Below are 25002 nucleotides of genomic sequence, written 5' to 3'. Positions count from 1 at the left end.
AATTTTCATGCAACAATTTTATCTAAACTTGAAAAGGTGGGTGGTACTGCTACTGCCCCTTTTTATCTCGGCAAATTTATTTGCCCAAACCAATGTTACGGGAGTGGTGCGCGATGACGCCGGGCCTTTACCGGGTGTTACCGTGTTAGTTGTAGGTACAACAACCGGTGTACAAACCAACATAAACGGTGCATACAGCATTAAAGTGGCTAAAGGCGCAGTGCTTAAATTTTCATCTGTAGGTTATACACCAAAAGAAGTTACCGTTGGTGACGATGCCGTGATCAACGTAACATTGGTTGCGGGCAAAGGCGAATTAAATGAAGTAGTAGTTACTTCATTTGGTATCAAACGGCAGGAAAAAGCATTGGGTTATGCCACTACTACCATTACCGCAAAGCAATTAACGGAGGCCGGTAATACTAACTTTGCTTCGGCATTGTACGGTAAGGCTCCTGGTGTTAAAATTACTACTGCTCCAGGTGGTTCAAGCAGTGCTGTAAACGTGCAGATCCGCGGTATCAACTCACTTAACTACAACACTCAACCCCTGTATGTTGTAGACGGTGTTATTATCCGTAATAACAGCGAGGCAGGTGCCGGTGGTTCAAATAATGACGGATACTGGTCTGATCAGCGGATCAGGGGTAACGGTATCCTGGATATCAACCCACAGGATATCGAAACGCTTACCGTGTTAAAGGGCGCAAGTGCTACTGCGCTTTACGGATCTGACGCTATGAGCGGTGCCATTGTTATCACAACCAAAAAAGGTTCAAAATCAAGAGGCCTTGGTGTTGATTTCAACTATGTAGGCACTGCAGAGCAGGTTGCTTTTACACCAAATTTTCAAAACGTTTATGGCCCGGGTTATGACCGTGCTACCAACCTTGCAGGTGGTTTTACCGAAGATGGCTGGTTAGCTGATCCTAATTCACCATCAGGATACAGGCCGCGTTTTAGCTCATATGCGCAATTTGGCCCTAAAATGGAAGGCCAGAAAATCAGGTGGTGGGATGGCGAGATCAGGGATTACACTCCGCAGCCAAATAACTACAAAGATCTGTTTCAAACAGGCTATAGCTCAAACGCCAACATCGCTATATCAAACCAAACAGATAATGTTAACTACCGTTTGTCGGCAACCCGTTTGGATTATACCGGTATCCAGCGCGGTCAAAAACAACAAAAAAACTCATTTAACTTAAATACCACTGTTAAGTTAAGTAATAAAATTAGCGCGGATATCGTTGCGAGCTATGTAAATACCTTAACCCATAACCGTCCGTACCAGTTGGGCCGTGTTTTAGCCAACTTTGGTGGCTTTTTAAACCGTTCGGAAAAAGCGGATGTATTGCTTGATAATTATCAAACATCAGCAGGTTATAAATACGTAACGCTTGCCAATGCAGTTAGGAACCCAGTTGAAGCTTTCAAATATAATATGAGCGGTGCGGATATTATGGACTTTTTTTGGACTCAGTTAAAGAACAGCGAAGATGAAAACGAAAACCGTTTGATCACCAGTGCTACGTTAAACTGGGATGTACTTAAAAATGTAAAGTTCCGCGGACGTATTGGCAGTGATTATACCGGCCGTAATACCGAGTCACAACAATACAATGAATATCCTATAGCTTTTAACTCCCCGTCAAGCACAGGTTATTATGGTGTTACAAAAGGACAGTATTCAGTTACTTACGGTGACTTATTGTTAACCTATTCGCCCAAATTAACCAAAGATCTAAGTATGTCTGTTAGCGGTGGTTATACTTCGCGCAGCGAAACATACCGCGATCAATCATCAGGTACTAATGGGGGCTTGGTTACCGAAAATTTCTTTTCTATATCTAACTCATACGGTGTGGCAAATACAAGCGCTACCCGTGGTTTCCTGAAAAGCCAGGCCGTTTTCGGAATCTTGAACTTTAACTACAAAAACTATTTATTTTTAGAAGGTACCGCACGTAATGAATCGGCTTCGACGCTTCCTACACAAAACAATACCTATTTTTATCCATCGGTAAACTCGGGTTTTGTATTTACAGACGCATTTCAAATGCCTGAATTTATCAGCTACGGAAAATTAAGGGCATCATATGGTGTGGTTGGTAATAAAGCACCAAGATATGTCCCTAACGTATTGTACAACCAATCATCATTACAAACACAAAATGGCTCAGTTACCCAACTTACTTTTGATGCTACCTATGGTAACCTGCAGTTAAAGCCCGAAATGAAATACGAGCAGGAATATGGCCTGGAGGCCCGTTTCCTGAAAGACCGCATAGGTTTTGATTTCACTTACTACAGCAATCAGGTTAAAAACGTAATTATGGCGTTGAACGTTGCTCCATCAACGGGTGGTGGCAGCTTACTGGCTAATGCCGCTACTTTACACAGCAATGGTTTGGAGGTTGGTTTCAACGGCAAGCCAATTGTTGGTAAATTTAACTGGGATGTGCGTTTAAACTTTGCTATCAATCATTCAAAAGTAAACAACCTGGCACCAGGTTTTGACAGGCTTACCTTCTACACAGGCGATCAATCTGCATTATTGGTGGTGGCCCAGCCAAATCAGCCTATAGGTAACATATTGGTTTACCCTATAGCCAAAGATGCTAATGGCAACAAGATTGTTAATAGCGATGGTTTATACACTATTGATAAATCAAAATATGTGAACGTAGGTAATATACAACCTAAAATTGTAGGCGGTATTGCCAACACTTTCAACTATAAAGGCTTCTCTCTTGATGTATTGGTTGATTATCGTTGGGGTGGCAAAATGGTATCAAATCCGTTAAAATATGGTACTGCTGCCGGCATGTACGAAAGTACTTTACAGTATCGTGATGCAGCCCATGGTGGTTTGGCCTATTACATTGATGGCAGCGGCGACAAGCATTTAGGAACTGCTCCAAACGGAGGAAAAACCTATAACGATGGTGTTGTGTTGCCTGGTGTAAACGAAAACGGGCAAAAAAACACCACTATTGTTGATGCAGCTTCATATTACCTGAATACCTATGACTGGGGCGAAAACTCTGTAAACGAAAACGCAGTATTTAAAAACAACTACGTGAAATTACGTGAAGTTGTGTTGGGATACAGGTTGCCTGCAAGCGTAAGCAAAGCACTGCACCTAAACAACTTAAGGTTCTCTTTAGTAGGCAGAAACTTATTGTATGTATACCGCACACTTAAAAACCTTGATCCGGAAGCGCCGATTGGCGACAAATGGTACAGGCAAGGTGTGGATGAAGGTTCCTCACCTGCAACCAGGAGTTTTGGATTTTCATTAAACGCGAATTTTTAATAGTAGAAGTCATTAATTATGAAAAAGAATTTTAAATATATAGGATACGCGTTTTTGCTTGCTTTATCATTAGGGAGCTGCAAAAAAAGCATCGACGAAAAATTTAATAACCCTGAAAAAACAGCAACGGTAACTATTCCGTACATGTTTACCGGTATGTTAAATAATACCAGGGTAAGGGCCGAGTACTGGCAATACAGAACGTTTGTATTAACCGCTACATCTTATTTTGGGCAAACCTCTTATTTACCAAACACCAACACTGTATATCAGCCGAATGACGGCTACATGGGTAACCGTTGGGAGGACTTTTACCACCCTAACGGCTCAGCCAATGGTGTAATGGCGTTGTATCGCACAATGGAAGTTACGTATAACCAAATGTCGGCTACAGATAAGGCAACTAATGATGTGATCATGAATGCTGCCCGGGTAACTTTATATGATCAGGCATCACAAATGGTTGATTGCTGGGGCGATATTCCGTTTAGCGAGGCTGGCAGCCTTGAAACAAGCGCAACGGTTAAAAACCCTAAGTTTGATGATCAGGTAGCGCTTTACAAAAGCTTCATCGCTGGTTTGGACGCTGCTTCAACCTATTTTAAAACAGCTACATTATCAGATCAGGCCACTAAGGCGTTTACAAAACAGGATATTTTGTTAGGTGGCAGCGTTGACAAATGGAGAAGATATACTAACTCTATCCGTTTGCGATTACTAATGCGTATGTCTTTTTATGACGAAGCCGGATCAAAAGCTGAAGTAGCTAAAATGCTGGCTGACCCAACTTCATATCCATTGATTGACGGCGGCAATGCTGCTAATTACAATCCTGCTTCTACAGATGTGTTACTTACTCCATTAACCAACTACACAGGATCATTACAAGACGCTCTTACTGAAGGAAATAGTAATGGTGCACCTGATTATATGTTAAACACTGTGATGTTGCCGGCTAATGACCCCAGGATACCTGTAATATTTGATAAGGGTGTTGATCTGACAGATCCGAATAACCCTAAACCGAACACAGAGTATAAGGCACAGGTAGTAACAATGCCAGGTGAGGAAGGTTCAAGAACTTTTACTCAGTATTCAGTTGTTAACCCAACCACTTTTTTAACCAATAATAAACTTCCAGGTATCGTGATGACCGCGCCTGAAGTTAACTTCCTGAAAGCTGAAGCTTTTGAGCGTTGGGGAGGCGGTGATGCTAAAAAGGCATACGAAACTGCGGTAAGCCAGTCTGTTTATTTCTATTTTTATCTGAATAGTTTAGGTACCGGTGTTAAGCCAACGTTGAACGCAGCAGATGTACAAGCATTTCTTCTGAATAACACCACGACGGTTGCGGGCGGACCAACTGTGCTGTATACGGGTTCACAAACAGAGAAGCTGGCAAAAATATGGATACAGAAATGGGTACATTTTGGCTTTATGCAAGGCACTCAAGCCTGGAGCGAATACAGACGTACAAAATACCCTAAACTGACGTTTCCAAGTACTGGTAAACTGGCCAATTACACTACGCCGCCAACCCGCTTGGTATATCCAAGTGTCGAAACTGGTTTCAACAGCCATTATAATGATGTAAAAGCAAAAGATACACGTACAACAAAGATCTTCTGGGATGTAAAGTGAGATACCAGATAATAGTTGATTGAGGAGCTGCCCACGTTTGTGGGCGGCTTTTTTATTTGCAGATCGCGGCATGATATGCGTTGAATCAGTTGAACTTTCAAGTGTGCTATATAATACTATTTATATGGCAGTTCCATATTTCTCTAAAAGATCACGTATGAATTTATTGCACTCTTCGCCCATGGGCAACGGCCGGTAAAAATAATTTTGGAAATACCAGCACCACAGCATCGGGATAAATATACAAATCGAAAAACTCGATAATGGCGGCGATCAGGCTTGTTGTGAGGAACCGCTTTAAAGGGTTCGCGGAGGTGGGTTGCTGGTTCATAGTACCAAACAAATAACTAAACTATTACCTGTTGTTGAACTGGAACAGGGGAGATGTGGATGTATTTCCATTGGCGTCTTTAGTTACAACGCGCCAGAAATAGGTTTTTCCGTTTTCTACGGGCACAGGATAATAAACAATATTGGCATTGAAAGGCAAATCGCTCTTAAACAGGGGTGGATCATTAACATTACCGAAGTAAAGATCAAAATCCACAATATTATTGGATACAGAGCTTCCCTTCCAGGATACTGTTACAGTAGGAAACGATGTTACCAGGCTTTCGCCCTGGTATGGGCTTAGCAGTTGGGCCGGGAAAGGCGCGTAAGTAGTTACCCCTTTGCCGGCCAGGTAAAACCTTCGCTCTTCGCTTTGCCCTTCGCCTATTTTGTTCACTGCCACAACAGTCCAGCTATAAGGTTTGTTTCGTTTCAGTGTTATAGTAAACGAATTGGTATTTAAGATTTTCATAATCCCGGATTCATGAAATAAATCCTGTACATAAAACCGGTAGCTGCTAACGTTGCTAACGGCTCCCCACTTAAATGTTATAGCAGCGGTAGTATCAGATAATATGGTGCCGCTGGTACAGATCTCGTTTGGTGCCGGAGTAATCAGCAATGGGCCAGCCGGCTTATCATCAGGTTTAACGATTGGGTTGTCACTTTTTTTGCCGCAACCTGCTGTCACTATCAAAAGAGCCAATAATAACCACTTTATTTTCATTACTGCTTTATTATCTTGTAAACATTTTCTTTATTATCCAGCTTTAACCGCAAAAGGTAAACACCAAGTTGAAAATCGGCTATGTTTACCTGTAGTACGCCATAAGGGTTAGCTATTTCTTTACTGTAAAGCACCCTGCCGCCATTTATGCCGGTAATACTTATTGACGCGTTTGTGGCTGTGCGGCTACCAAGGTTAACATTCAGCACATCATGCACCGGATTTGGGTAAAGAACAATATTATCGGCCAAATCGATCAGCTTTTCAATTATACCCTGACAAAGTTTATCGGTGCTTATTGCAATTTTATTAACACCATTATCAAGGGGCAGTGTAGTATTACCCCCTACGGTGTATAGTTTATTATTAACGGTTATATTATAAACATCGGCTCCAGCCAGTTCAAGGCTAACGGTATTGTTGGTTTTGTTTACAGTGGTATAAGCCCAAAGGTCTTTAGGCTCGTTAACCAAAATGTTAAAGCACTGCTGATATTCGGGATAATCATCTACGGTAATACAAACGTAGTAATTGCCCGGAGGCAGGTCGTCAAACCGGGTGTCTGATTTAAACTTAATCGTTCGGTTAGTTCCCCCGCTTATCGTGGCCGTATAATTGATAGCTATGTTGGCATGAATAGCAATGCTGCCGTTATTGCTGCCTTTACAGGTTACACTTGTAGCCGACAGTCTGAAATTATCAACCGGTAACGATAATATCACACGTAGCCGCACCGGATCTGATGTTACTATATCATTGCCATAAAACATACTGGCAGTATAGTTGCCGGTATTCTTCACCGAAAGGCCCGGACTTGTTGCCTTGATTATCGCCTTACCGTCTTTATACCATTGCACCTTAAATTTCTCGTCATAGGGATAAACACTCATAAAAACCGAATCGCCAAGATTAACGGCGGCCTCGGTGGTGATATAACTATTTACGTAAACAGCAGGCTTAGTCAAAAAATGAAATACCGATAATGACGTGCCCGGACCGGATGGGCCATCAAGTGCGATATAGCCCTTGCTACCTTCACCTGCTACAGCGGTTATACTCGTTCTTGAATTTACTTTGAACGAGCGTACCGGCGTACCACCTATGGTAAGGCTTGTGGTACCTGTAAAATCGGTTCCCCTTATTTCAACGGTAGTGCCGGCCGGTCCACCATCGGGACTAAACGAGGTTATTTGCGGAACACCGGTTAGGTTACGCATAATGTTAATGCCAGGTTCGCCCCCTGTACCATCCAGCCCTATTATCTCAGGTTTGGCATCGCCGTCAAGATCGGCAAATGCAAGGTCCATAGGCGCACTTAGGTTTATAGTTACAGGTGTGCCGAAGTTAATGGATACACCACTCTTGTTTTGATAAAGCAATACTTTGCCATCGTTGGATACGCCTATATCCACCTTACCATCCCCATTAATATCGGCAGCAACAATAGCTGATGGTACGGCCGACGTGCTCATTGAGGTTGCTTTAACTAAAGCAATGTTGCCAGGAGTGCTGCTGTTTTTCCACACCGCTATGCCCGGCGTACTTTTCATGGTCATGGCAACATCGGTTTTTCCGTTATTATCAAAATCACCAACTGTGATACCGTTAATTGTACCACCAGCTAAAAAATCTACCCTCGGTGCATAAGTGGCACTGCCTTTGGTGCTGATATTACGATAAACCCCAAGGGTATCGGCAAGGTGCACTAATATGTCGGTTTTTCCATCTCCGTCTATATCAGCTAAGGTAACGTTGGGTAAAAATGGCTGCTGCGGAAACGAACCTGAAACCAGGTAATCTGACTGCCCATCGCCATCCATGTCTGAAACCGCTATACCTGTTGGGGCAAACCTGTCATCATAAAAAAAGTCGGCTTCCCACCCCGAAACTGTTTTTACCACACTCGCGCTGCCGTAAAAGTTAGTTGGGTTATAGGTTGATTTGATATAGGTAGGTTTCTGGTTGTTTAAACCCGCCAATATTACGTCAAGATCACCATCCAGATCCCAATCGGCCACTGCCAGGTGCGACGATCCATTCCGGTAACTATCCGAACCGCCCGAAATGTAAACACTTTGTACACGTTGAATGCTAATATTGCCCGGAGTACTTTTGTTATCTACAAAGTAGTTTAAATTACCTGCGTCACCATATGCAGAAACTGATATATCGGGCTTGCCATCGTTGTTGTAATCAACAACAACAAACGACCGGGCGTTGTTGCCGGCCCAAGTATTAGTAGGAGCGCCGAATAAATCTTCGCTTAAATCCCCTCCACCGTTAAAGGTAGGTGTAAAGTATCTTGTAGAAGTGCTTGTTGCATAGGCTGTTGCGACGGTAAGCGATGAGTAGGTAGCACCTATAGGCACCTTAACCTGTAATGAGTTGGCTGTGGCCGTAACAACCCGGGCCTTTACTGCGCCGAAATACACAAAATTTTCTGCAGCTACTGTACTGAAATTATTACCGGTGATGGTAACCAGGGTACCGGGGCTTCCAGTTGCCGGGGCAAATGATGTAATAAGTGGTGTAAAATGATATTTAAAACCGTTATAAGCAACAGTAAGGCCATTCTTCATGGTTATAACCAATTTGCCCTCCTTATTTCCTTCTCCCAGTTGTATCGAGATCTCGTCATCGTTCCAGTAGGAATTGGATACATTAAAACTTAATACAGCGTTACCATCCAGGGTAACACTTTTAACATCAAAAAAACCGATGCCTGATATCACAACAGTCGAATTATAGCAACCATCTTTATTATTCAGCGATTTAATGACTGGTTTGAGTTTAAAGACGGTGGCTGTTGTATCGGCTCCGTTGAAATCACTTTTCACTATAATATTGCCGGTAGCATTACCGTATGGTACAACAGCCCGGATTTCTGATTTAGATACTAATCTGAACTTTGCTTCAATATTATTAAAGAACACCTTATTGGCCCAATCAAAGCCGGTGCCTTTAATGGTTACGGTATCGTTTTTAACAGCATTGGCCGGCAAAAATGATAAGATATTTGGCGGAGGGATATATGTAAAGCCGGCAAAAGTTGAACTTGCTTTTTTAGTGCTTACTTTTACATCGCCGCTTGCACCTTTGCCAACAACCACTGTGATATAGCCGTTGGAACTTGCCGTTACAGATGCAGCCGGCACACCACCAAATGTTACGCTTGTGACATTAACAAAATGCTCGCCATAAATACTAACACTTTGGCCGGAGGCCGCGGCAAGCGGCTGTATATCGGTTATTTTTACAGCCTGGCTAAAGGTGGTTACTTTGATTAAGGTATCGGTATATAGCTTATTGCCTACAACCAACTTCAAGGTATCATTAGGGCCATAAAGATCAATAGTATAAGAGGCATTATATGTGTTTGCTATAACCTTACCATTTACTAACCATTTATAGGTGTTGCCCGTTTTACTATAATTATTTAACTTAATTATGCCAGTGCTGGTGGCACCTGTTTCATCCATGGTAAAATACGCCCTCGGTACCACCGTTCCGCCGCTATTACCACTTAGTGCAAGATACCCGTGGCCACCGCCAACCCAAATTGCATTACCTTTTATCTGGATGTCATTAAGTGAATAATTAAAATAACTGTAACTGTTATCGCGATACAGGCGCTCCCATATTTTACCTTTATTGGTTGTTTTAAATACATCAAAACCTACGTTTTGGATAGCATACGCGGTGCTATCGTTCACTACTATCATTTTTGAGAATTTGACAGGTGCCAACACTTCATCGTTTTGCTGGGCCCAGGTATTGCCGCTGTTGGCCGAGATCAAAAGCCTTCCATCATCGGTGTTTGCCCAAACATTATTATTATTTACAAAATACATACAGCTAACGCCGTGGTTAATTATTGCATTGAGGGTCCAGTTGCTACCGCCGTCAACCGTGGCGTAGCGCGGAGCAAAGCCCCCCAAATTGGCACGGTAGGCCTGTACAACGGTTTCGCTTAACACTTGTAAATTAGTGAAATTGAAATTTTCCTGGGTAAAGCTCACTACCCAGGTAAGCCCGCCGTCAGTCGTTTTTAAGATACGGTGTTTGTCAACCGCATATCCCGTAAGGTTGTTTGCAGCGAAAGCCATGTCGGTGATATAGGAATCGGGAATTTGGCTAAACTGCGAATGAAATACCACTTTATAGGTACTACCACCATTAGTTGAATAAAGAATAGCAGGTACCAACCCATAGTTACCATAAATCAAAACTCTGTTCCGGTCGAAAGCTTTTACACCGCTCAGTTCAAAACCAAATGTAAGGTTAACCGTGTAGCCGTTAAAATTAACATTGGTGTTGGTAATGGGCTTATAAGTAATTGTTTTGCCGCTATCCGCAGTAAAACCAAGCATTTTAGAAAAAGCGATATAACCTTCGGCACCGGCGTAAAAATCTACGCGATGTATATGGCTGTTTTCATTAGCTTCAACATGTAGCTGTTTAAACTGGGAAAATGCGGGCTTCGTAAAGGATAGCAACAGGCATATTAAAAAGATATACCTATAGATATTAGGGCTACTTGTATGTTGCCAATGGTATTTTAAGCAAACAGAAAAAGAGGAAATCATTAAAATTTATGATAAGGATAGCGACAATAAATATACACATTATATCCAGTATAGATTGACTTTTTTCAATATCCTATTTTTGTAAAGAGATGATGCTATTACTATAATACCGCTGCCCGGCTTGGTTTTGCTGAATGCTCTTGAATTTGACACTTATGCTGAAAAAGAACAGTGGTTTTTATACTGAATAATTATTTCCTGTTCGAAATGGCAATTTTGTACAAGTAAAAGCTGCGATAGGAACCCACCTTGTTTTTATTGACTAAGGGATTTGTAGTATGGTGGATTTGAACCCAGATGTTTTTATTTAAAAACCTAAAAAATAAATTTTCAAATAAATATCAAAACAAAAAACCGAACTTTTGGGTTCGGTTTTATTTTGCGGAGAGGGAGGGATTCGAACATTTCCATGTATATTATTTATTATCAGTAAATTAACTAAATAAAAAAAATGACTCACCGGGTGACTTACCATTTTTTGCCTTTTTACGTGGCGCAAATCCTGAATAAGGATAGAATGTTTAGCTCAAATCAAAAAAGTAATTCAGGAATTATGCTTGTAATAAATAACTGTTATCAGCCGGGGTTAAATCAGCGCAAAAGAATTTTTTTAACTGTCAATCAGAGGGTCGTTGGTTCGAGCACAGTCTTAGTGTGCGGAAAATCAATGATTTAATACCATTCGCCAAAGTGGTTTTTTTATTTGCATAAAATTTGCATACATAACCCCCATTTTGGTTACGACCAACCTTATTTCTTCCTAATGGTTTTGCAGCTAATGATAACCATCTAATAGGTATATGATGAAGTGTTTAGTCGATTTCTCCTCCTTGTTAGGCCGCAGTCCCAATTCAAAGGGCACTTTCATAATTGTGGATCGTGTTGGCGGCGGGTAGAGTATTGATAAACCTGCCTTTTACCAATCTATGTTTTTGGGAGGACAAAGGGGAAACCTACTGGGTTATTAAATGTTCCTGCCATTGCGCGGTATCTCAGAATAGCTACTTATCATACTCCATCCGGTAAATTTGCTATCTCTTAACTAAGAATTTTGTGAAGGGTAACCAGACGGCACCCTTGGATTTTGTATTATTTAAATCGCTTCGTGATAAATCCAATGCAAAGAATGTGAATTTAACATAGGGCAAAATACCTTTGGCTGTCGGCTACAATGTCCATTATGGAACCTTGCCCGACAAACTTATTTAAAGTAGATCTTTTTTTAGCTTGGAAATAACCAAAGTGAATGGGCGACCTGACTTTCGGCGACTTGCTTTACTGCTTCTGCAATGCCATCTAAATTGTCCAAAATGTCTTGTTTTAATCGGTTTAAATCAGCTTCTTTAACTGAGGTTATCCCTTTAGCTTGTTCAACAAGCACCTGGCTATAGTTTATCGCCGTATCAAAGAGTGGTAGAAAGCTATTGGTTAAGTTTTTCATCGGTTTTAAAGCGCTATCTATAACCTCGTATAATGTTTTTCCATCCTCGCGCTTTTCTCTTTTTCGACAATAGCAGTACCGAGTTGGGCTAGTCTAATTGCTACTAAAGCACCCTCAAAACTAACCGTTACCCCGACTGTGCCTTGGATAATACTGGCGATATTATAATAATCCCCGAGTGGTAGGAAATCGTGGTAATGCTCAGCAACTATTAAAATGATAATGGTGATCGTGGTAATTACTGCTAAAAATGAATAAAACGAAGGCTAACCCGGTTCATGGCGCTTAAAACTTAGTTATAAATATAATAACGGTACTTGAAATTTATTTCTTTTTATTGATCGGTAATTCAAGTTATTTTTTTGTGAAGAGGAGTTAGCTTCATGGATAATGATTGTTTGGTTTGCTGTAACTTTCGTTATTGCATGATTAAAGTGGTTTTAACCTAAAATTCAGATAGAAAAACGAGAAATTATTTTGTATAAATTGCCCTTTTGCGTAACTGATGATATTTATCTTTTATTTCCGTAATTTTTTTCTTGATAATTTATAATACTTAAAAAAAAGTAACCAGTGCATCTTTTAAAACGCTTTTTTTAATTTTAATTCTTTTCATCTTTAAAAAGAGGTTTATTTTATTCATTTTTTTAAAAATGAAAAGCATTTTGGATATAATATACTAAAAATGAGGCGAATATTATTTTTATGACCGCTTGTTATATTAATTTATATTATAGAAATTGTACATATACATATTTACCTGGTGACGAATGAAAATATCAATGCGCCTATGCCTGGCTTACTTAACAAGGGCATATTGCTGAAAATGGACATTTTATCAAAATTTATATTTACTACTATCCGTGTTCAGAAGGATGGAATAGCGCAGTAGATTATGTATGAATTTAAAGTTTTATATATTAAAAATTACTCGCGCTTGTTGAAAGGCGCTAGTTTAATAACTATACCCTAAGCCATTTATGATATCTAAGTCACGTTACACTAACTCCGAAATAATCACTATTGAGTTTCTAAGAAGAATGGGGGCTAAAGTAACTTCGGAGGCTGTTGTTGAAGAATTACGACAGCACCCTGATTTTCCAAACTTACTCGCCATAAACGACGTGTTGAATAATTACGGTTTGAATACAAACGCTTATCGGATTCCCCCTGAGCATCTTACAGAAATTCCGTCCCCGTTCATTGTAAATACGAAAAAAAGGGGACAGGAATTTTTAATTGTTGCACGGGTGGATGAAAAAGAAGCCGAATTAGTGGGGAATAGCCGGAAGCCAGAGGTATTGTCGCTATCTCAATTTAAAGATGCATTTGCCGGTGTAATCCTTGTGCCCGAAGATATCAAAATCATGGAAAACAAAACTGCCGCTAAATCTAACTATTTTCATTTCGATCAAATCCGGAACCCGGTAATATTAGCATTCGCTATTTTGTTACTTTGCGCGGGTGGGATACTGATCGGCAACGATCCTTCTCCATGGCAATTTATCACCCAGTTGTTTTTAAAAACTGTAGGTTTAGCAGTGTCTATCTTACTGTTGGTCCAAAGCGTAGATCATAATAATCCATTGGTTCAAACACTTTGCGGTGTCGGTAAAACAAATTGTAATGCCATTCTATCATCAAAGGCAGCCAACGCTTTTAATGGGCTTAGTTGGAGTGATATAGGTTTTTTCTACTTTGCCGGCACATGGCTTACGACTTTGATAATTGGTAAAGATATATCAACGCGACAAATTCTCGCCCTGTTAAATTTTGCAAGTCTCCCATATACTGTTTATTCAATTTATTATCAGGCGAAGGTTGCGAAACAATGGTGTCTTTTCTGTTGTGCAATTCAAATTTTGCTATGGTTCGAGTTTGGTTCATTCGCAACAATTTTTGAATTCCAATTCAAATTGCCAACCAATGATAATCTGTTGATTATGCTGATTTGTATGGTTATCCCGGCAATCGGATGGCTACTAATAAAACCGGTGCTATTGAAAAGTCAGCAAGTTGATTTGATTGAAGATCAATTACGAAGCTTTAAATACAATACTGACGTTTTTAAGAACTTATTAAAAGTCAAACCCAAATATGCTATGCCCAGCCCTGACTGGAGTATTGTTCTGGGTAACGTTGAGGCCAGCACTATAATAACTATGGTAAGCAACCCATATTGCCCGCCCTGTAGCTTGGCCCACAAAATAATTGATGAATGGCTAACCAAGGATTTTGATATCCAGGTTCGGATCCTGTTTACTGCTAATAACACTGACGAGGATTATAAAACACCCGTAGTGCGCCACTTTATGGCATTAAATCAATTGGAGGATAAAACTTTAGTGAAAAAAGCGTTGCACGACTGGTATGAACAAAAGCAAAAGAACTATGACGACTGGGCGCAACTATATCCGGTTAAGTTAAATAACCGCGATTTTGCCCAACTGGATAATCAAAAAAAATGGTGCTCTACTGCTGAAATTAAAGCAACGCCAGCTTTTCTTATAAATGGACACGTACTGCCGGAAAATTACCGTCTAAGGGATATAAAATATTTGTTAGCACAACAATAGCAAAGAAACTTTTCGCGAAAGTAAAGGAGCCTACCCTTTGAGAACGTATGCCGTCAACTGTTGGTACGTTAATCCAACAATAATACCTAACAAATTTATTTCACATGTCAAAATTTGCCAAACTCAGCCGTGCTGAGATGAAAAATGTATTGGGAGGAACAGCTCCACCACCACCTACCAGTTGCACTAACGATTGCGGCGGCACCGCCGGCACATGCTCAACAGGATATGATTGCGTTAGTGAGAGCTGTCCAGATGATAAAAACTATACTCATAACATATGTGTGGCTAAATAATTGCGCCATATATATTTGATGTAAATAAGCAATTCGCGATAATTCGTAGTCGCGGATTGCTTTTAAATTTCACGACAGTGCATGTTTTGCTCAAACCTAATAAGCTCCCATTTTGCTGGCAGCGGAGATAACCCTAGGCAAAGATGAAGAATAAAATAATATATCTAATTCATGTTTTAACAATTTTGTCGACCATATGGTCCGGGAACCTTTTTGCTCAAATTCCTGTGCGAAAGGGCCCTGTCTCTGCCATCGAAATCGAAAAAGCATTGTCTGTTGTTAACCAAAATATGGATAGTATTAATGCCCACCAGGACTATATTTATAAAATGGGGTTGAATAACCCTCTCTTGTTAAGTCAATATCGTGGCTGGATCAGTAAATATCCTCAAAAGCTGAGTATCCCTTTATCGTTGGGTACCGCATATTACAAGGCGGAAATGTCTCAGGCAAAAGAATTTTTATTAAGGGCTGCGAAACTCGCTCCGAACAACGCGCAAATATGGTATATGCTGTCGGCCGACGCTTTCAATAGAGGTGAATCCACTTTGCAATCTAAATATTTATTGAAAGCTACATCTGTTGAGCCTTCAAACGCTGCCTACGCTTACTATTATTTAACTACTTTCAAAGATGTAGATCAGGATGTCTATAGAAAGAAAGCCATCGAATTTATAAATCGTTTTCCGACCGATTCTCAGGGAGCACAGGTTCTCTATTGGTTGGGAGAAGATGCAACGGATCTCAACGAGAAAATTGATTATTTTGAAAAATTACGAAAATCATACCCGCCAAAAGAATACAAATGGACTACATACGGTATGACATCATTGGCGGATGCCTATTTACAAACCGATCCTGAAAAAGCGTTGATCCTCATCAATACCATGGGCGACAATAAAGACTGGCAACTTAGGAAACAAGCCGCTTTACAGCTAATCAAAATTAAGGAACTTGAAAAGCAGAAAAATTACAAGGCCGCAGTTATCGAATTTGATGAGCTGATTCTTCCCCGGTTTAATTACATAGATGAATTTATAACGTTGAAAAAAGCATCGCTACAGGAGAAAGCGGGCGATGTCAAAACCGCATATGATAGTTTAATTGAAAAGGCGGCAAAACTTCCCACTGATAGCATGAATAACGCGATAGAGAATTTTGGCAAAAAATTAGGAAAGTCTGATCGACAAGTTAACGATGACATTAAAACTGCTATAGCCAAAACTGCTTCTCTGGCATCTCCATTTAAATTGGGACTTTATACTGGCAGGGACAGCCTCGATCTGAATTCGCTCAAGGGTAAAGTAGTTTTGATAACATTTTGGTTTCCAGCTTGTGGGCCGTGTAGAGCCGAGTTTCCTTATTTTCAATCCGTAATCAATAAGTTAAATAATACAGATATTGCTTATCTCGGTATAAACGTCTACCCTGATCAGGACCCTTATGTTCTTCCGTTTTTAAAAAATTCCAAGTTTTCATTTATTCCATTACGTGGTAGCGCCGACTTTGCTTTAAAAAACTTCGGAGTAAAAAGCGAGCCCACGAATTTTCTTATTGATAAACAAGGAAAGATTGCTTTTAAAAACTTTACTATCGATCAAAAAAACCAACGAAGCTTGGAATTGATGATCAGGTCACTATTGTGAAACTGAGTGGAAGAATCGATACATAGCACACGTTGTAGTAACAGTATAGCCTACCTTATTTCAAACTTATGGCTTTCCAATTTTATAAGCAGCCCGACCAAATGGACTGCGGCCCTACATGTTTACGCATGGTTGCAAAACACTTTGGACGTAATTTTAAGATACAAACTTTACGTCAACTTTGCGAAATCAATCGGGAAGGGGTTTCTCTTTTAGGGATAAGTGACGCCGCAGAAAAGATCGGCTTCCGGTCGCTTGGAGCCAAGCTGAATTTAACAGATCTTAAAGAAGCGGAAATGCCTTGTATACTCCATTGGCGGCAAAATCATTTTGTAATACTCTACCTAATAAAGCACGGTCGTTATTATATTGCTGATCCGGGCAGCGGCCTTGTTACTTTATCAGAGTCGGATTTTCGGAAAAGCTGGGTCTCTGATCAAGATGTTAACGAAGGAATCGCGCTGCTACTTACCCCAACACCGCATTTTTATGAACAGGAAGATGAAAGAAACAACTCGATTACATGGAGTTTTTTATTGCGTTATCTGATCGCCTACAAACAATTAATAGTACAGCTCTTGTTCGGTTTAGGAATTGGCAGCCTGCTTCAACTTGTCGCTCCTTTTCTTACACAATCGATAGTGGATATTGGCATCAATGTCCGTAATCTAAACTTCGTATACATTGTTATAATTGCGCAGGCTATGTTAATTGTCGGCAGAGTGAGCGTGGAATTTATCCGCTCGTGGATACTGCTTCATATCAGTACACGCGTAAACATATCTATTCTTACCGATTTTCTGATCAAACTGATGAAATTGCCTATTAGTTTCTTTGATACAAAGATGACGGGCGACATCATGCAACGTATGAATGATCAGCGCCGCATAGAAAGTTTTCTCACGGGATCAACACTTACTACGTTGTTCTCCCTATTTAATTTGTTGATTTTTTCTGTCGTACTGGTCTATTACAACGTCTTGATATTTGGCGTCTATCTGCTCAGCAGCGCGCTATATATTGGCTGGATCGCAGCTTTCTTAAAAAGGAGACGCGATATTAATTACAAAAGCTTTGAGATTTCTGCCAAAACCCAAAGCAGTGTAGTGCAGCTGGTCAGTGGGATGCAGGAAATAAAACTAAACAACTGCGAACAGCAAAAACGATGGGAATGGGAACACCTGCAAGCGCGTTTGTTCAAGTTCAATGTTAAAAACCTTGCTCTGAATCAATACCAGCAAGGTGGTTCCACATTCATTAATGAATCCACCAACCTGCTTATCACGCTTCTAAGCGCTAAGGCGGTTATCGATGGGCAACTTACTCTGGGAGCCATGATGGCAGTGCAATATATTATCGGGCAGTTAAACGCTCCTGTACAACAGTTCCTGCTATTTATTCAAAACTTTCAAGATGCAAGGATCAGCCTTGAACGGTTAAACGAAATACACGAATTGTCGGATGAAGAACCTGTAGAAAAAGAATTCAGTCAGCATTTACCACAAAACTTAAGCATTAGCCTTAATGATATTACGTTTAAGTACCCTGGTGTCGGGAATGAACCTGTTCTTAGAGGACTAAACTTCGAAATTCCACAAGGCAAGACCACAGCGATTGTCGGTATGAGTGGTAGCGGGAAAACGACAATTTTGAAATTGTTGCTGCGTTTTTATGAACCTGATACGGGAGATTTAAAGGTTGGTGGGCAATTATTAAATAATATCGGCTTTAAACGTTGGCGCAGCGCCTGCGGCGTTGTTATGCAGGATGGCTTTATTTTTTCTGATACAATAGAACGCAATATAGCCGTAGGGGATGAATATCCTGACAAGGTTAAACTTGCTCACGCAATTAATGTAGCAAATATCCTAGATCTGATAGAGAGTTTACCGCTTGGCTTGAAAACGAAAATCGGCGCGGAGGGCAATGGCATAAGTCAGGGGCAGCGCCAGCGGCTTTTAGTCGCGCGCGCTGTATACAAAAATCCCGAGTATGTTTTTTTTGACGAAGCAACAAACGCACTTGATGCTAATAACGAGCGGGTTATAATGAATAATATGAGGGATTTTTTTACTGGCCGAACGGTGGTAATTGTAGCCCATCGGTTAAGTACGGTCAGTAATGCCGATAACATTATTTTGTTGGAGCACGGCGCCATTATTGAACAGGGTTCCCATCAGCAGCTAACCGCAATTAAGGGGAAATATTATGAACTTGTGAAAAATCAGCTTGAATTAGGCACCTGATAAATATTTTATGCCATTTAATACAGAAGTAGAAAGCTCTACCCGCCATAGCGATGATATGCAGGATATTATCACTGCTATACCTTCATGGATACTGCGCTGGGGAACAACTGTTTTCTTTTTTGCTTTGTTGCTGATCCTGAGTCTGTCAGCTCTAATAAAGTATCCGGAAATTGTTAAAACAAAACTCAGCATCACATCCCCTAACGTAGCTAAGACCATCGTTCCGAAAATTACCGGCCGATTGCAAAAATTGCTTATAAATAACGGCGAAACCGTTAATGCGGGCCAGCCGCTGGCGTATCTGGAAAGCACGGCAAACCATCAACAGGTGCTTAATTTATTAGTGTCGTTAAAACAGTATCAACGGCAGTTTACATCGGGAAATACGATATTTGCGGATTTTTTTAATAAGCAGCATTATGATGAACTCGGTGAATTGCAAACAGCTTTTCAAACCTTTAGCCAGTCGTTCCTTACGTACAATGCTACTGTCCGAAGCGGTTTTCTGATAAAAAAGCGCGCCTTTCTAATGGATGATATAATCAGTTTAAATCAACAAACTGTTCAACTCAATAATGAGCGCATGTTACAGCAACAAGACCTTTCTCTCGCTGAAGAAGATTATAATGTGCACCGTAAACTGGCTGATCAAAAAGTCGAAACACCGGCAGAATTAAGACAACAGGAAAGCAGATACATAGCAAAAAAATCACCGCTCATACAATCAGAAGCAGCACTGATAACAGCTAAAACAAATTTACTGGCAAAGCAAAAGGAAATATTGGAGCTCGATAACCAGGTTATAGAGGAAAAGACAAAATTCTCTCAGGCGTTAAACAGTTTAATAAGCCAAATGGAAGATTGGAAAAACCAATATGTATTATCGGCTTCCCAAAGTGGTAAGATAACATTTGCTGGCAATATTCAACAAAACCAAATGGTATCTCCGTCTACCGAAATCTTTTATATTAATCAAAGCAATACAACCTATTTTGGCGATATGAGTATCCCTCAGGACAACATGGGTAAGCTTAAACAAGGCCAGCAGGTTTTAATAAAATTGCGTAGTTATAAGTTTGAAGAATACGGAATACTAAAGGGTCGGATAATTTATATTTCTGAGGTACCTTACAGGGATAGTGTATTCTCATCCAAGGTTAGCTTTGAGACCATTAATCCAACCATTAAAAAAAGCATAAGATTGCGGCAGGGTATGATTGCCGATGCTGATATTATTACCGACGATGCTACACTTTTACAAAGGCTTACCCGCAATTTAATAAGGGTGATAAATACACAATGACAATAGTCCTATCCTTCTCGCTGAAACTAACCGTGAAAGTCGATATGAAATGTTTGTCAAATAGTAAAGTAAAGAAACTTTTCGCAAAAGTAAAGGAGCATATCCTTTGAAATAAATATGCCGTTAACTGTCGGTGCGTAATTCCGATAATAATCAAAAAAACAAATACGATATGCCAGAATTTGCCAAACTCAGTCGCGCTGAAATGAAAAATATTTTAGGTGGAACAGCGCAACCTCCGTCTAATTGTACTAACGAATGTAGCTCTACTTCCGCTTGTCTAACCGGCTCTATATGTGTAACCGAAACTTGTCCGGATGATAAAAACTTTGTTCACTACATTTGTGTAAGAGAATAATTACACCGTATAAATATTTTGCATTAGCAACTTGCGATGATTCATTATTATATATTGCTTATGCAAGTTTTATTATAGAACGCTCGTCATTCCTGCAATATTTTCTATTGGGTTGGCAGCCCGAGCAGACTCGAACCCTAAACTGTGCGGTTCGAGAAACGCACAGAAGGAGTTCATTAAAAATGCTTTAATTCGTTCAGAATGCGCATTTGTTCTAAAAAGTGGTTCGAATTCTGCCCAGTTAGGGAGCCTTAAAATCAATGATTTAATCCCACTCGCCAGAGTGGGGTTTTTCGTGATTTTTTTTATTTTAAAGCATTATTTGCGTTTTATTTCTCAAAGTCTACGAGAAAGGCAATACCATTTCACTGACAGTTTTCACTGACATTTCTCCAAAGATCACCCCGTGTTTCTCATCCTCCTATTTGCGATCATCCTAAAGAAGCCGCCAGTATTAATCATGGGTTTGTAATAAAAGGTGCTGCCTACTTGACGTTGCAAACTACTAGTTGCAGGGTATACAATACAGTCTCCTCTTTTTCTTTCGAGCACAAAAGGGTTTCTTGTTATTATTGTTTGTCGGGTTAGTATGTGTGTAAACTCAGAGAGTTTTCCATATACTAACACGTAGGCGCAGTGCTATCTGGTTCCTTATTGCTCCCGCTATGTCCGGTTTTATAACCCTCCCCTGATTTAACTACATGCCATATTCTTCGTAAGAACTTATGGGCTACTTAACGATTATCTTATTTGATTGTTTCCCCACATGGGTCCGGTAATAGGTTTGCATTGTTGCATCTCTTCTTACAGATACCCAGGCACTTTCAATCAAATAACTTCTGATCAGCGTTTTACTTCGATGAGTTAGTCCTCTTACCTGTACCGTTTCACCCGTGCTGTAAATGCTCGGTATCAGCCTCACAAAACTGGCTAACTGATCAAACTTCCGGAACCCTTTTCATATCACCAAGTTCGGCAAGTATGCCAATGGCTATGATGGGTCCGATTCCAGGTATGGTCATTAGTAATTGAAAATCGCTTTTAAAGTGCATCGTAATATACCGCTGAAGTTCTATGTTAATATCTAGCCATTCTTGCCTCACAAAGCTCAAATGTCTAAGTTTACTTTGCAAGCTGGAGTTACCGGTAGGATATTTCCATTCAAGATTACCCAGCCATGTGGTCATTTCCCTGGTCCAGGTAGCATTATCAAACTTCAAGGGCAACTTATACCATAATATAATAGCTCACCCTTGATCTGGCTTTTAAGTTTACGCATAACTTTGGCCATGTTGTTCTTCTGCCTGAAAAGGCTTCTCAGCTGTTCCTGCTGCTCATCTGGCACGTAGGTCCTGGTAAGATGGCCTGATTGTAACTGCTTGGCTAAACTCCTGCAATCCATCCGGTCATTCTTTTGATCTTTGTTCTTGGCACTCGTTGGTATATCAGATGGATTAAGCACTTTGACGTCCCAGCCAGCCTGTGTCAATTGCCGATAAGGTATAAACCCACAGCAGGATGCCTCATAACAACATTCTACAGGATAATTATTAAAGTGCTGATTTACGTATCCAATCAGCGTATCAGGCTCTGATGGCATATTGAACGTCTTGTGCCGAAAAGGTCGGTCCTGATACTAACCGCCCAGCTCTTTTTATGAACGTCTATGCCGATAAACAACCGTGGTGTTTGCATAAGCTTAGTGTTTGGTTTTAAACAAAGCTATTACATAAATACTTGACATTTTATTCCGGCTTGGACTACCTTCGCGATAGTGGTGAGTAAGGTAATCTCACGATAGTAATTTATTCGTTGTTGCTCCTCTAACCAATCAGGAACCAGTGTATAGAAGAAATAAGATTATCGAATAATTTTTCACATGTAGCCCCCACTTTAGGTCGTATTTTTAACGTCAGCGGAAGGAACAAAATCTTTAATAGTCCCTTCCAAATAGAGGGGGCAAAAAAGCAATGTGCACGAAATGCATGCTTTTCGACGTCATTATTTTGATAAATATTGATGGGCCGCAACTACATGGATAACTTTACCATTTTTCTCCAGGCGATCGGTTTGATCAAGCGTCACGATAAAGCCTTCATCAGCATTGAAAAATGTAAGCGCTTCAACCACACCATCCAACTCACGGTTGATATTATCAGGGTTTAATTCGAAACAAACCTGAACGGCCTCTATCAATTTGCCGTTATTCGTGGTAACGAAATCGCATTCATTCTTTTCAGCAAAATAATAGATCTCCCGGTGTTTTTGACGCAGGTGCAGGTAAACCAAATTCTCGAACTTTCTGCCATTATCTTCTGTAAAAGAACCTGAATTAACATTGATCAGGCCGGTATCTATCGCATAAACCTTCCTCGGGTTTGCGATTTGTTTTCTTAAAGAATAACTAAATTTTGGCACGAATTGTAATAGATATGAATACTCCAGGTGTGACAAATACTCCATAACTGTACTGGTAGACCCGATCTCAAACAGTGTCTTGAGCCTGTTACCTGTGATCAACTTTGAAACATTAGAGAGCAGGTAAAATGCCAGCCGCTGCAACGTTTTAACATCCCTGATGCCATAGCGAACTGCGATGTCCCTGATCAAAATATCCTCGAATAATTGATTTAATATTTCAGGGATCCCTTGCTTTAAATATTCCGGAAAGCCGCCTAATTCTAAATAACTCAATAAGGAGGATTTATCATAAGATAAATCTTTAAAGGCGCAGAATTCGTGATAAGAAAAAGGGAAAAGCTCTTTTGTGATGTGCCGCCCGGTTAACCTGGTTCCCAATTCCCGGCTTAATAAAGAGGCATTAGAGCCTGTTATTACTAATTTATAATCCTCATCCAGCTTTTGCCTCGCATATCTTTCCCATTCTGGGATAATTTGGATCTCGTCAAAAAAAAGCACACTACTTCCGCTGGCCTTTATGGATTCATCCAGCCTGGCAAAGTCGGTAGGGCCGAATTCATAAAGTCGCGGATCTTCAAAATTAAGATATAATGCATTAGGATATCTCTCTTTTAGTAGTTGGAAGAGCAGCGTACTTTTCCCGCATCTCCTTATTCCTGAAACAATTAATGCCAATGTCGAAAGGTCTGGCAAAGTTGCCAGCGCATCTCTTTTCAGACCAGGATCTTTTTGCGCCAAGTTCGCTTTTTGAGTTTCGATAACCTGGTTAATAGCGGATTGAAGTACCATAATAATTCATTTGACACAAAAATACAAAATTGTTTGTTAGTAAAATACAATTTTATTCGATATCAAAATACAATTATGCTCGTCGGTAGATAGCCAAATTCAGAATTTATATGACTATTACGAGATCAAAGAGAATGTCGTTTTAGTTTCCAAGAGGACAGGATAATCTGAGAAGTCCTCTGGAGGCACTGAGAGCCTTTTTTCTAAATTAGAGCGGAGGAGAGTTAGGGAATAATAACTGGATTAATTTCCGCTATAAATCAACGCCTTGTATTTTCATTCAATTAGAGCTCACCTAATAAACCACCTTATAGAACCAAATCGCTTGTGCTTATTTAACAAAGATGAAGGTATCAGTACATAAATTAACAGGTCAACCTCCTATGGTTTATTATTAAAGAAAATTGCGAAAAAGGCTGTCTTGTTAATTTTATTAGTGTTTTAAATACAATTAATTTGCTTTTTCAATATAAATTAATTGTATATTGGCTCCGTTATAACCTAAAATTAATTTGTCCTTTAACAATATTATCCGCTTAGGGTGTGCAAACGTAAACAGTAATCTGAATTGATTAAATTTATTGCATTTAATTAAATGTAATTTAAACGCTTATAATGCCGGATGCATAATGACGGTAAAGGTGATTTATCTTGAATGAAAAGGCTTAGTGATCATACGGATATTCAATTAACAGAGCTCTTTACGCTTGGAGATATTGATGCGTTTGAAGAGATCTATAACAGATACTGGCTAAAGCTTTACTCAGCCGCATATAAGCGCGTGAAAGAAAGAGAAACTGCACAAGAAATTGTACAGGATTTTTTTACCAGCTTTTGGATCAACAGGGAGCAGGTGAAAATCCAGACATCATTGCAAGGCTATCTTTTTACTTCTATCAAATATCTTGTATTAAACTATAAAAGGGCCGAGGCTGTAAGAAACTCATATGCCGAGATCCTGCTGATGGTGAATAACAGCTTTGATAATTCAACAGAAGAGAATTACTACTACAAAGAGCTGTTGGAACGTGTTGAAACAGAGGTAAACCAATTACCTCCAAAATGCCGCAATGTATTTGAGCTAAGCCGCAAGCAATACAAAACCAATAAGGAAATAGCCCAATTGATGGGTATTTCAGAAAAAACCGTCGAGAATCATCTTACCAAAGCATTAAGATATTTAAGGGTTAATCTTAACAGCTTGCTTTTACTTACTTTCCTATTTCTGCGCAAATAGCTTTCCCGCTTTACAAGAGGTTGTTTAGGCATTCAGACATCTCTCTTTTTTGTCTTAATCGCACTTCCTTAAATTTTTTTGAA

At 40.0% G+C, this 25002-nt stretch carries 16 protein-coding genes and 1 pseudogene; 9 read left to right on the top strand and 8 right to left on the bottom strand.

The window, feature by feature from the left end; genetic code table 11:
* The first annotated feature begins 7 nt into the window (after positions 1–7).
* Both ACP26M_RS18610 and ACP26M_RS18605 read left to right on the top strand, forming a co-directional pair.
* Positions 8–3319, top strand: coding sequence for a SusC/RagA family TonB-linked outer membrane protein (locus ACP26M_RS18610; protein ID WP_426582207.1), 3312 nt, complete (start codon positions 8–10; stop codon positions 3317–3319).
* An 18-nt stretch (positions 3320–3337) separates the two neighbouring features.
* On the top strand, positions 3338–4960 hold the full coding sequence (locus tag ACP26M_RS18605) for a SusD/RagB family nutrient-binding outer membrane lipoprotein (protein WP_426582205.1): 1623 nt from the start codon (positions 3338–3340) through the stop codon (positions 4958–4960).
* A gap of 163 nt (positions 4961–5123) precedes the next feature.
* On the opposite strand, the gene ACP26M_RS18600 is transcribed toward ACP26M_RS18605, so the two are convergent.
* The 4 genes from ACP26M_RS18600 to ACP26M_RS18585 form a co-directional block, all read right to left on the bottom strand.
* The gene (locus ACP26M_RS18600; RefSeq protein WP_426582203.1) at positions 5124–5291 is read right to left on the bottom strand and encodes a hypothetical protein; all 168 of its coding nucleotides are present in this window, start codon (positions 5289–5291) and stop codon (positions 5124–5126) included.
* Positions 5292–5315: 24 nt separating this feature from the next.
* Positions 5316–6017 carry a hypothetical protein gene (locus ACP26M_RS18595; RefSeq protein ID WP_426582202.1) on the bottom strand — a complete coding sequence of 234 codons (702 nt, stop codon included), beginning with the start codon at positions 6015–6017 and terminating at the stop codon, positions 5316–5318.
* On the bottom strand, positions 6017–10513 hold the full coding sequence (locus tag ACP26M_RS18590) for an IPT/TIG domain-containing protein (RefSeq protein WP_426582200.1): 4497 nt from the start codon (positions 10511–10513) through the stop codon (positions 6017–6019). The genes ACP26M_RS18595 and ACP26M_RS18590 overlap by 1 nt, the downstream gene beginning before the upstream one ends.
* A 1312-nt stretch (positions 10514–11825) precedes the next feature.
* A complete protein-coding gene (locus ACP26M_RS18585) occupies positions 11826–12044 on the bottom strand; it encodes a hypothetical protein (RefSeq protein ID WP_426582198.1) in 219 nt (72 codons plus the stop codon).
* A 763-nt stretch (positions 12045–12807) separates the two neighbouring features.
* Here ACP26M_RS18585 and ACP26M_RS18580 point away from each other — a divergent pair.
* The 6 genes from ACP26M_RS18580 (at position 12808) to ACP26M_RS18555 (ending at position 20114) form a co-directional block, all read left to right on the top strand.
* The gene (locus ACP26M_RS18580; protein ID WP_426582196.1) at positions 12808–12936 is read left to right on the top strand and encodes a hypothetical protein; all 129 of its coding nucleotides are present in this window, start codon (positions 12808–12810) and stop codon (positions 12934–12936) included.
* A 148-nt stretch (positions 12937–13084) separates the two neighbouring features.
* Positions 13085–14620, top strand: coding sequence for a vitamin K epoxide reductase family protein (locus ACP26M_RS18575; RefSeq protein WP_426582194.1), 1536 nt, complete (start codon positions 13085–13087; stop codon positions 14618–14620).
* Between the two features lie 104 nt (positions 14621–14724).
* A complete protein-coding gene (locus ACP26M_RS18570) occupies positions 14725–14916 on the top strand; it encodes a hypothetical protein (protein ID WP_426582192.1) in 192 nt (63 codons plus the stop codon).
* A gap of 143 nt (positions 14917–15059) precedes the next feature.
* Positions 15060–16562 (top strand): redoxin domain-containing protein, encoded by a 1503-nt coding sequence (locus tag ACP26M_RS18565; RefSeq protein ID WP_426582190.1) that lies wholly within the window; start codon positions 15060–15062, stop codon positions 16560–16562.
* A 68-nt stretch (positions 16563–16630) separates the two neighbouring features.
* Complete coding sequence (locus ACP26M_RS18560) at positions 16631–18808, top strand: peptidase domain-containing ABC transporter (protein WP_426582188.1); 2178 nt, start codon at positions 16631–16633, stop codon at positions 18806–18808.
* Between the two features lie 10 nt (positions 18809–18818).
* The gene (locus ACP26M_RS18555; protein ID WP_426582186.1) at positions 18819–20114 is read left to right on the top strand and encodes an HlyD family secretion protein; all 1296 of its coding nucleotides are present in this window, start codon (positions 18819–18821) and stop codon (positions 20112–20114) included.
* A gap of 1088 nt (positions 20115–21202) precedes the next feature.
* On the opposite strand, the pseudogene ACP26M_RS18550 reads toward ACP26M_RS18555, so the two are convergent.
* From ACP26M_RS18550 to ACP26M_RS18535, 4 genes and pseudogenes are all read right to left on the bottom strand, one after another.
* Positions 21203–21415 (bottom strand): annotated as a pseudogene (locus tag ACP26M_RS18550) (transposase); the annotation flags it as partial.
* Entirely contained in the window at positions 21411–21494 is an 84-nt protein-coding gene (locus ACP26M_RS18545) for a transposase (RefSeq protein ID WP_426589740.1), read from the bottom strand. The pseudogene ACP26M_RS18550 and the gene ACP26M_RS18545, both read right to left, overlap by 5 nt.
* Positions 21495–21688: 194 nt before the next feature.
* Positions 21689–22072, bottom strand: a complete 384-nt coding sequence (locus tag ACP26M_RS18540) for an IS110 family transposase (protein ID WP_426582184.1) — start codon at positions 22070–22072, stop codon at positions 21689–21691.
* A gap of 401 nt (positions 22073–22473) precedes the next feature.
* Positions 22474–23682 carry an ATP-binding protein gene (locus ACP26M_RS18535; protein ID WP_426582182.1) on the bottom strand — a complete coding sequence of 403 codons (1209 nt, stop codon included), beginning with the start codon at positions 23680–23682 and terminating at the stop codon, positions 22474–22476.
* 655 nt (positions 23683–24337) lie between these two features.
* Here ACP26M_RS18535 and ACP26M_RS18530 point away from each other — a divergent pair.
* Positions 24338–24919: an RNA polymerase sigma-70 factor gene (locus tag ACP26M_RS18530; RefSeq protein WP_426582179.1), complete on the top strand. Its 582-nt coding sequence runs from the start codon at positions 24338–24340 to the stop codon at positions 24917–24919.
* Positions 24920–25002 lie beyond the last annotated feature (83 nt).

Origin of the sequence: Mucilaginibacter sp. R-33, assembly GCF_049949235.1 — a bacterium.
Lineage (GTDB): Bacteria > Bacteroidota > Bacteroidia > Sphingobacteriales > Sphingobacteriaceae > Mucilaginibacter.
The sequence above is the reverse complement of the archived record's forward strand: the minus strand, read 5'-3'. Positions and strand labels throughout refer to the sequence as shown.

What these genes read in the sequence shown, in the direction of transcription:
- ACP26M_RS18610 (WP_426582207.1), top strand. Translation starts at nt 8, where the DNA reads ATGCAACAATTTTATCTAAACTTGAAAAGGTGGGTGGTACTGCTACTG.
- ACP26M_RS18605 (WP_426582205.1), top strand. Translation starts at nt 3,338, where the DNA reads ATGAAAAAGAATTTTAAATATATAGGATACGCGTTTTTGCTTGCTTTA.
- ACP26M_RS18600 (WP_426582203.1), bottom strand. Translation starts at nt 5,291, where the DNA reads ATGAACCAGCAACCCACCTCCGCGAACCCTTTAAAGCGGTTCCTCACA.
- ACP26M_RS18595 (WP_426582202.1), bottom strand. Translation starts at nt 6,017, where the DNA reads ATGAAAATAAAGTGGTTATTATTGGCTCTTTTGATAGTGACAGCAGGT.
- ACP26M_RS18585 (WP_426582198.1), bottom strand. Translation starts at nt 12,044, where the DNA reads ATGAAAAACTTAACCAATAGCTTTCTACCACTCTTTGATACGGCGATA.
- ACP26M_RS18575 (WP_426582194.1), top strand. Translation starts at nt 13,085, where the DNA reads ATGGGGGCTAAAGTAACTTCGGAGGCTGTTGTTGAAGAATTACGACAG.
- ACP26M_RS18570 (WP_426582192.1), top strand. Translation starts at nt 14,725, where the DNA reads ATGTCAAAATTTGCCAAACTCAGCCGTGCTGAGATGAAAAATGTATTG.
- ACP26M_RS18565 (WP_426582190.1), top strand. Translation starts at nt 15,060, where the DNA reads ATGAAGAATAAAATAATATATCTAATTCATGTTTTAACAATTTTGTCG.
- ACP26M_RS18560 (WP_426582188.1), top strand. Translation starts at nt 16,631, where the DNA reads ATGGCTTTCCAATTTTATAAGCAGCCCGACCAAATGGACTGCGGCCCT.
- ACP26M_RS18555 (WP_426582186.1), top strand. Translation starts at nt 18,819, where the DNA reads ATGCCATTTAATACAGAAGTAGAAAGCTCTACCCGCCATAGCGATGAT.
- ACP26M_RS18545 (WP_426589740.1), bottom strand. Translation starts at nt 21,494, where the DNA reads ATGACCATACCTGGAATCGGACCCATCATAGCCATTGGCATACTTGCC.
- ACP26M_RS18540 (WP_426582184.1), bottom strand. Translation starts at nt 22,072, where the DNA reads ATGCCATCAGAGCCTGATACGCTGATTGGATACGTAAATCAGCACTTT.
- ACP26M_RS18535 (WP_426582182.1), bottom strand. Translation starts at nt 23,682, where the DNA reads ATGGTACTTCAATCCGCTATTAACCAGGTTATCGAAACTCAAAAAGCG.
- ACP26M_RS18530 (WP_426582179.1), top strand. Translation starts at nt 24,338, where the DNA reads ATGAAAAGGCTTAGTGATCATACGGATATTCAATTAACAGAGCTCTTT.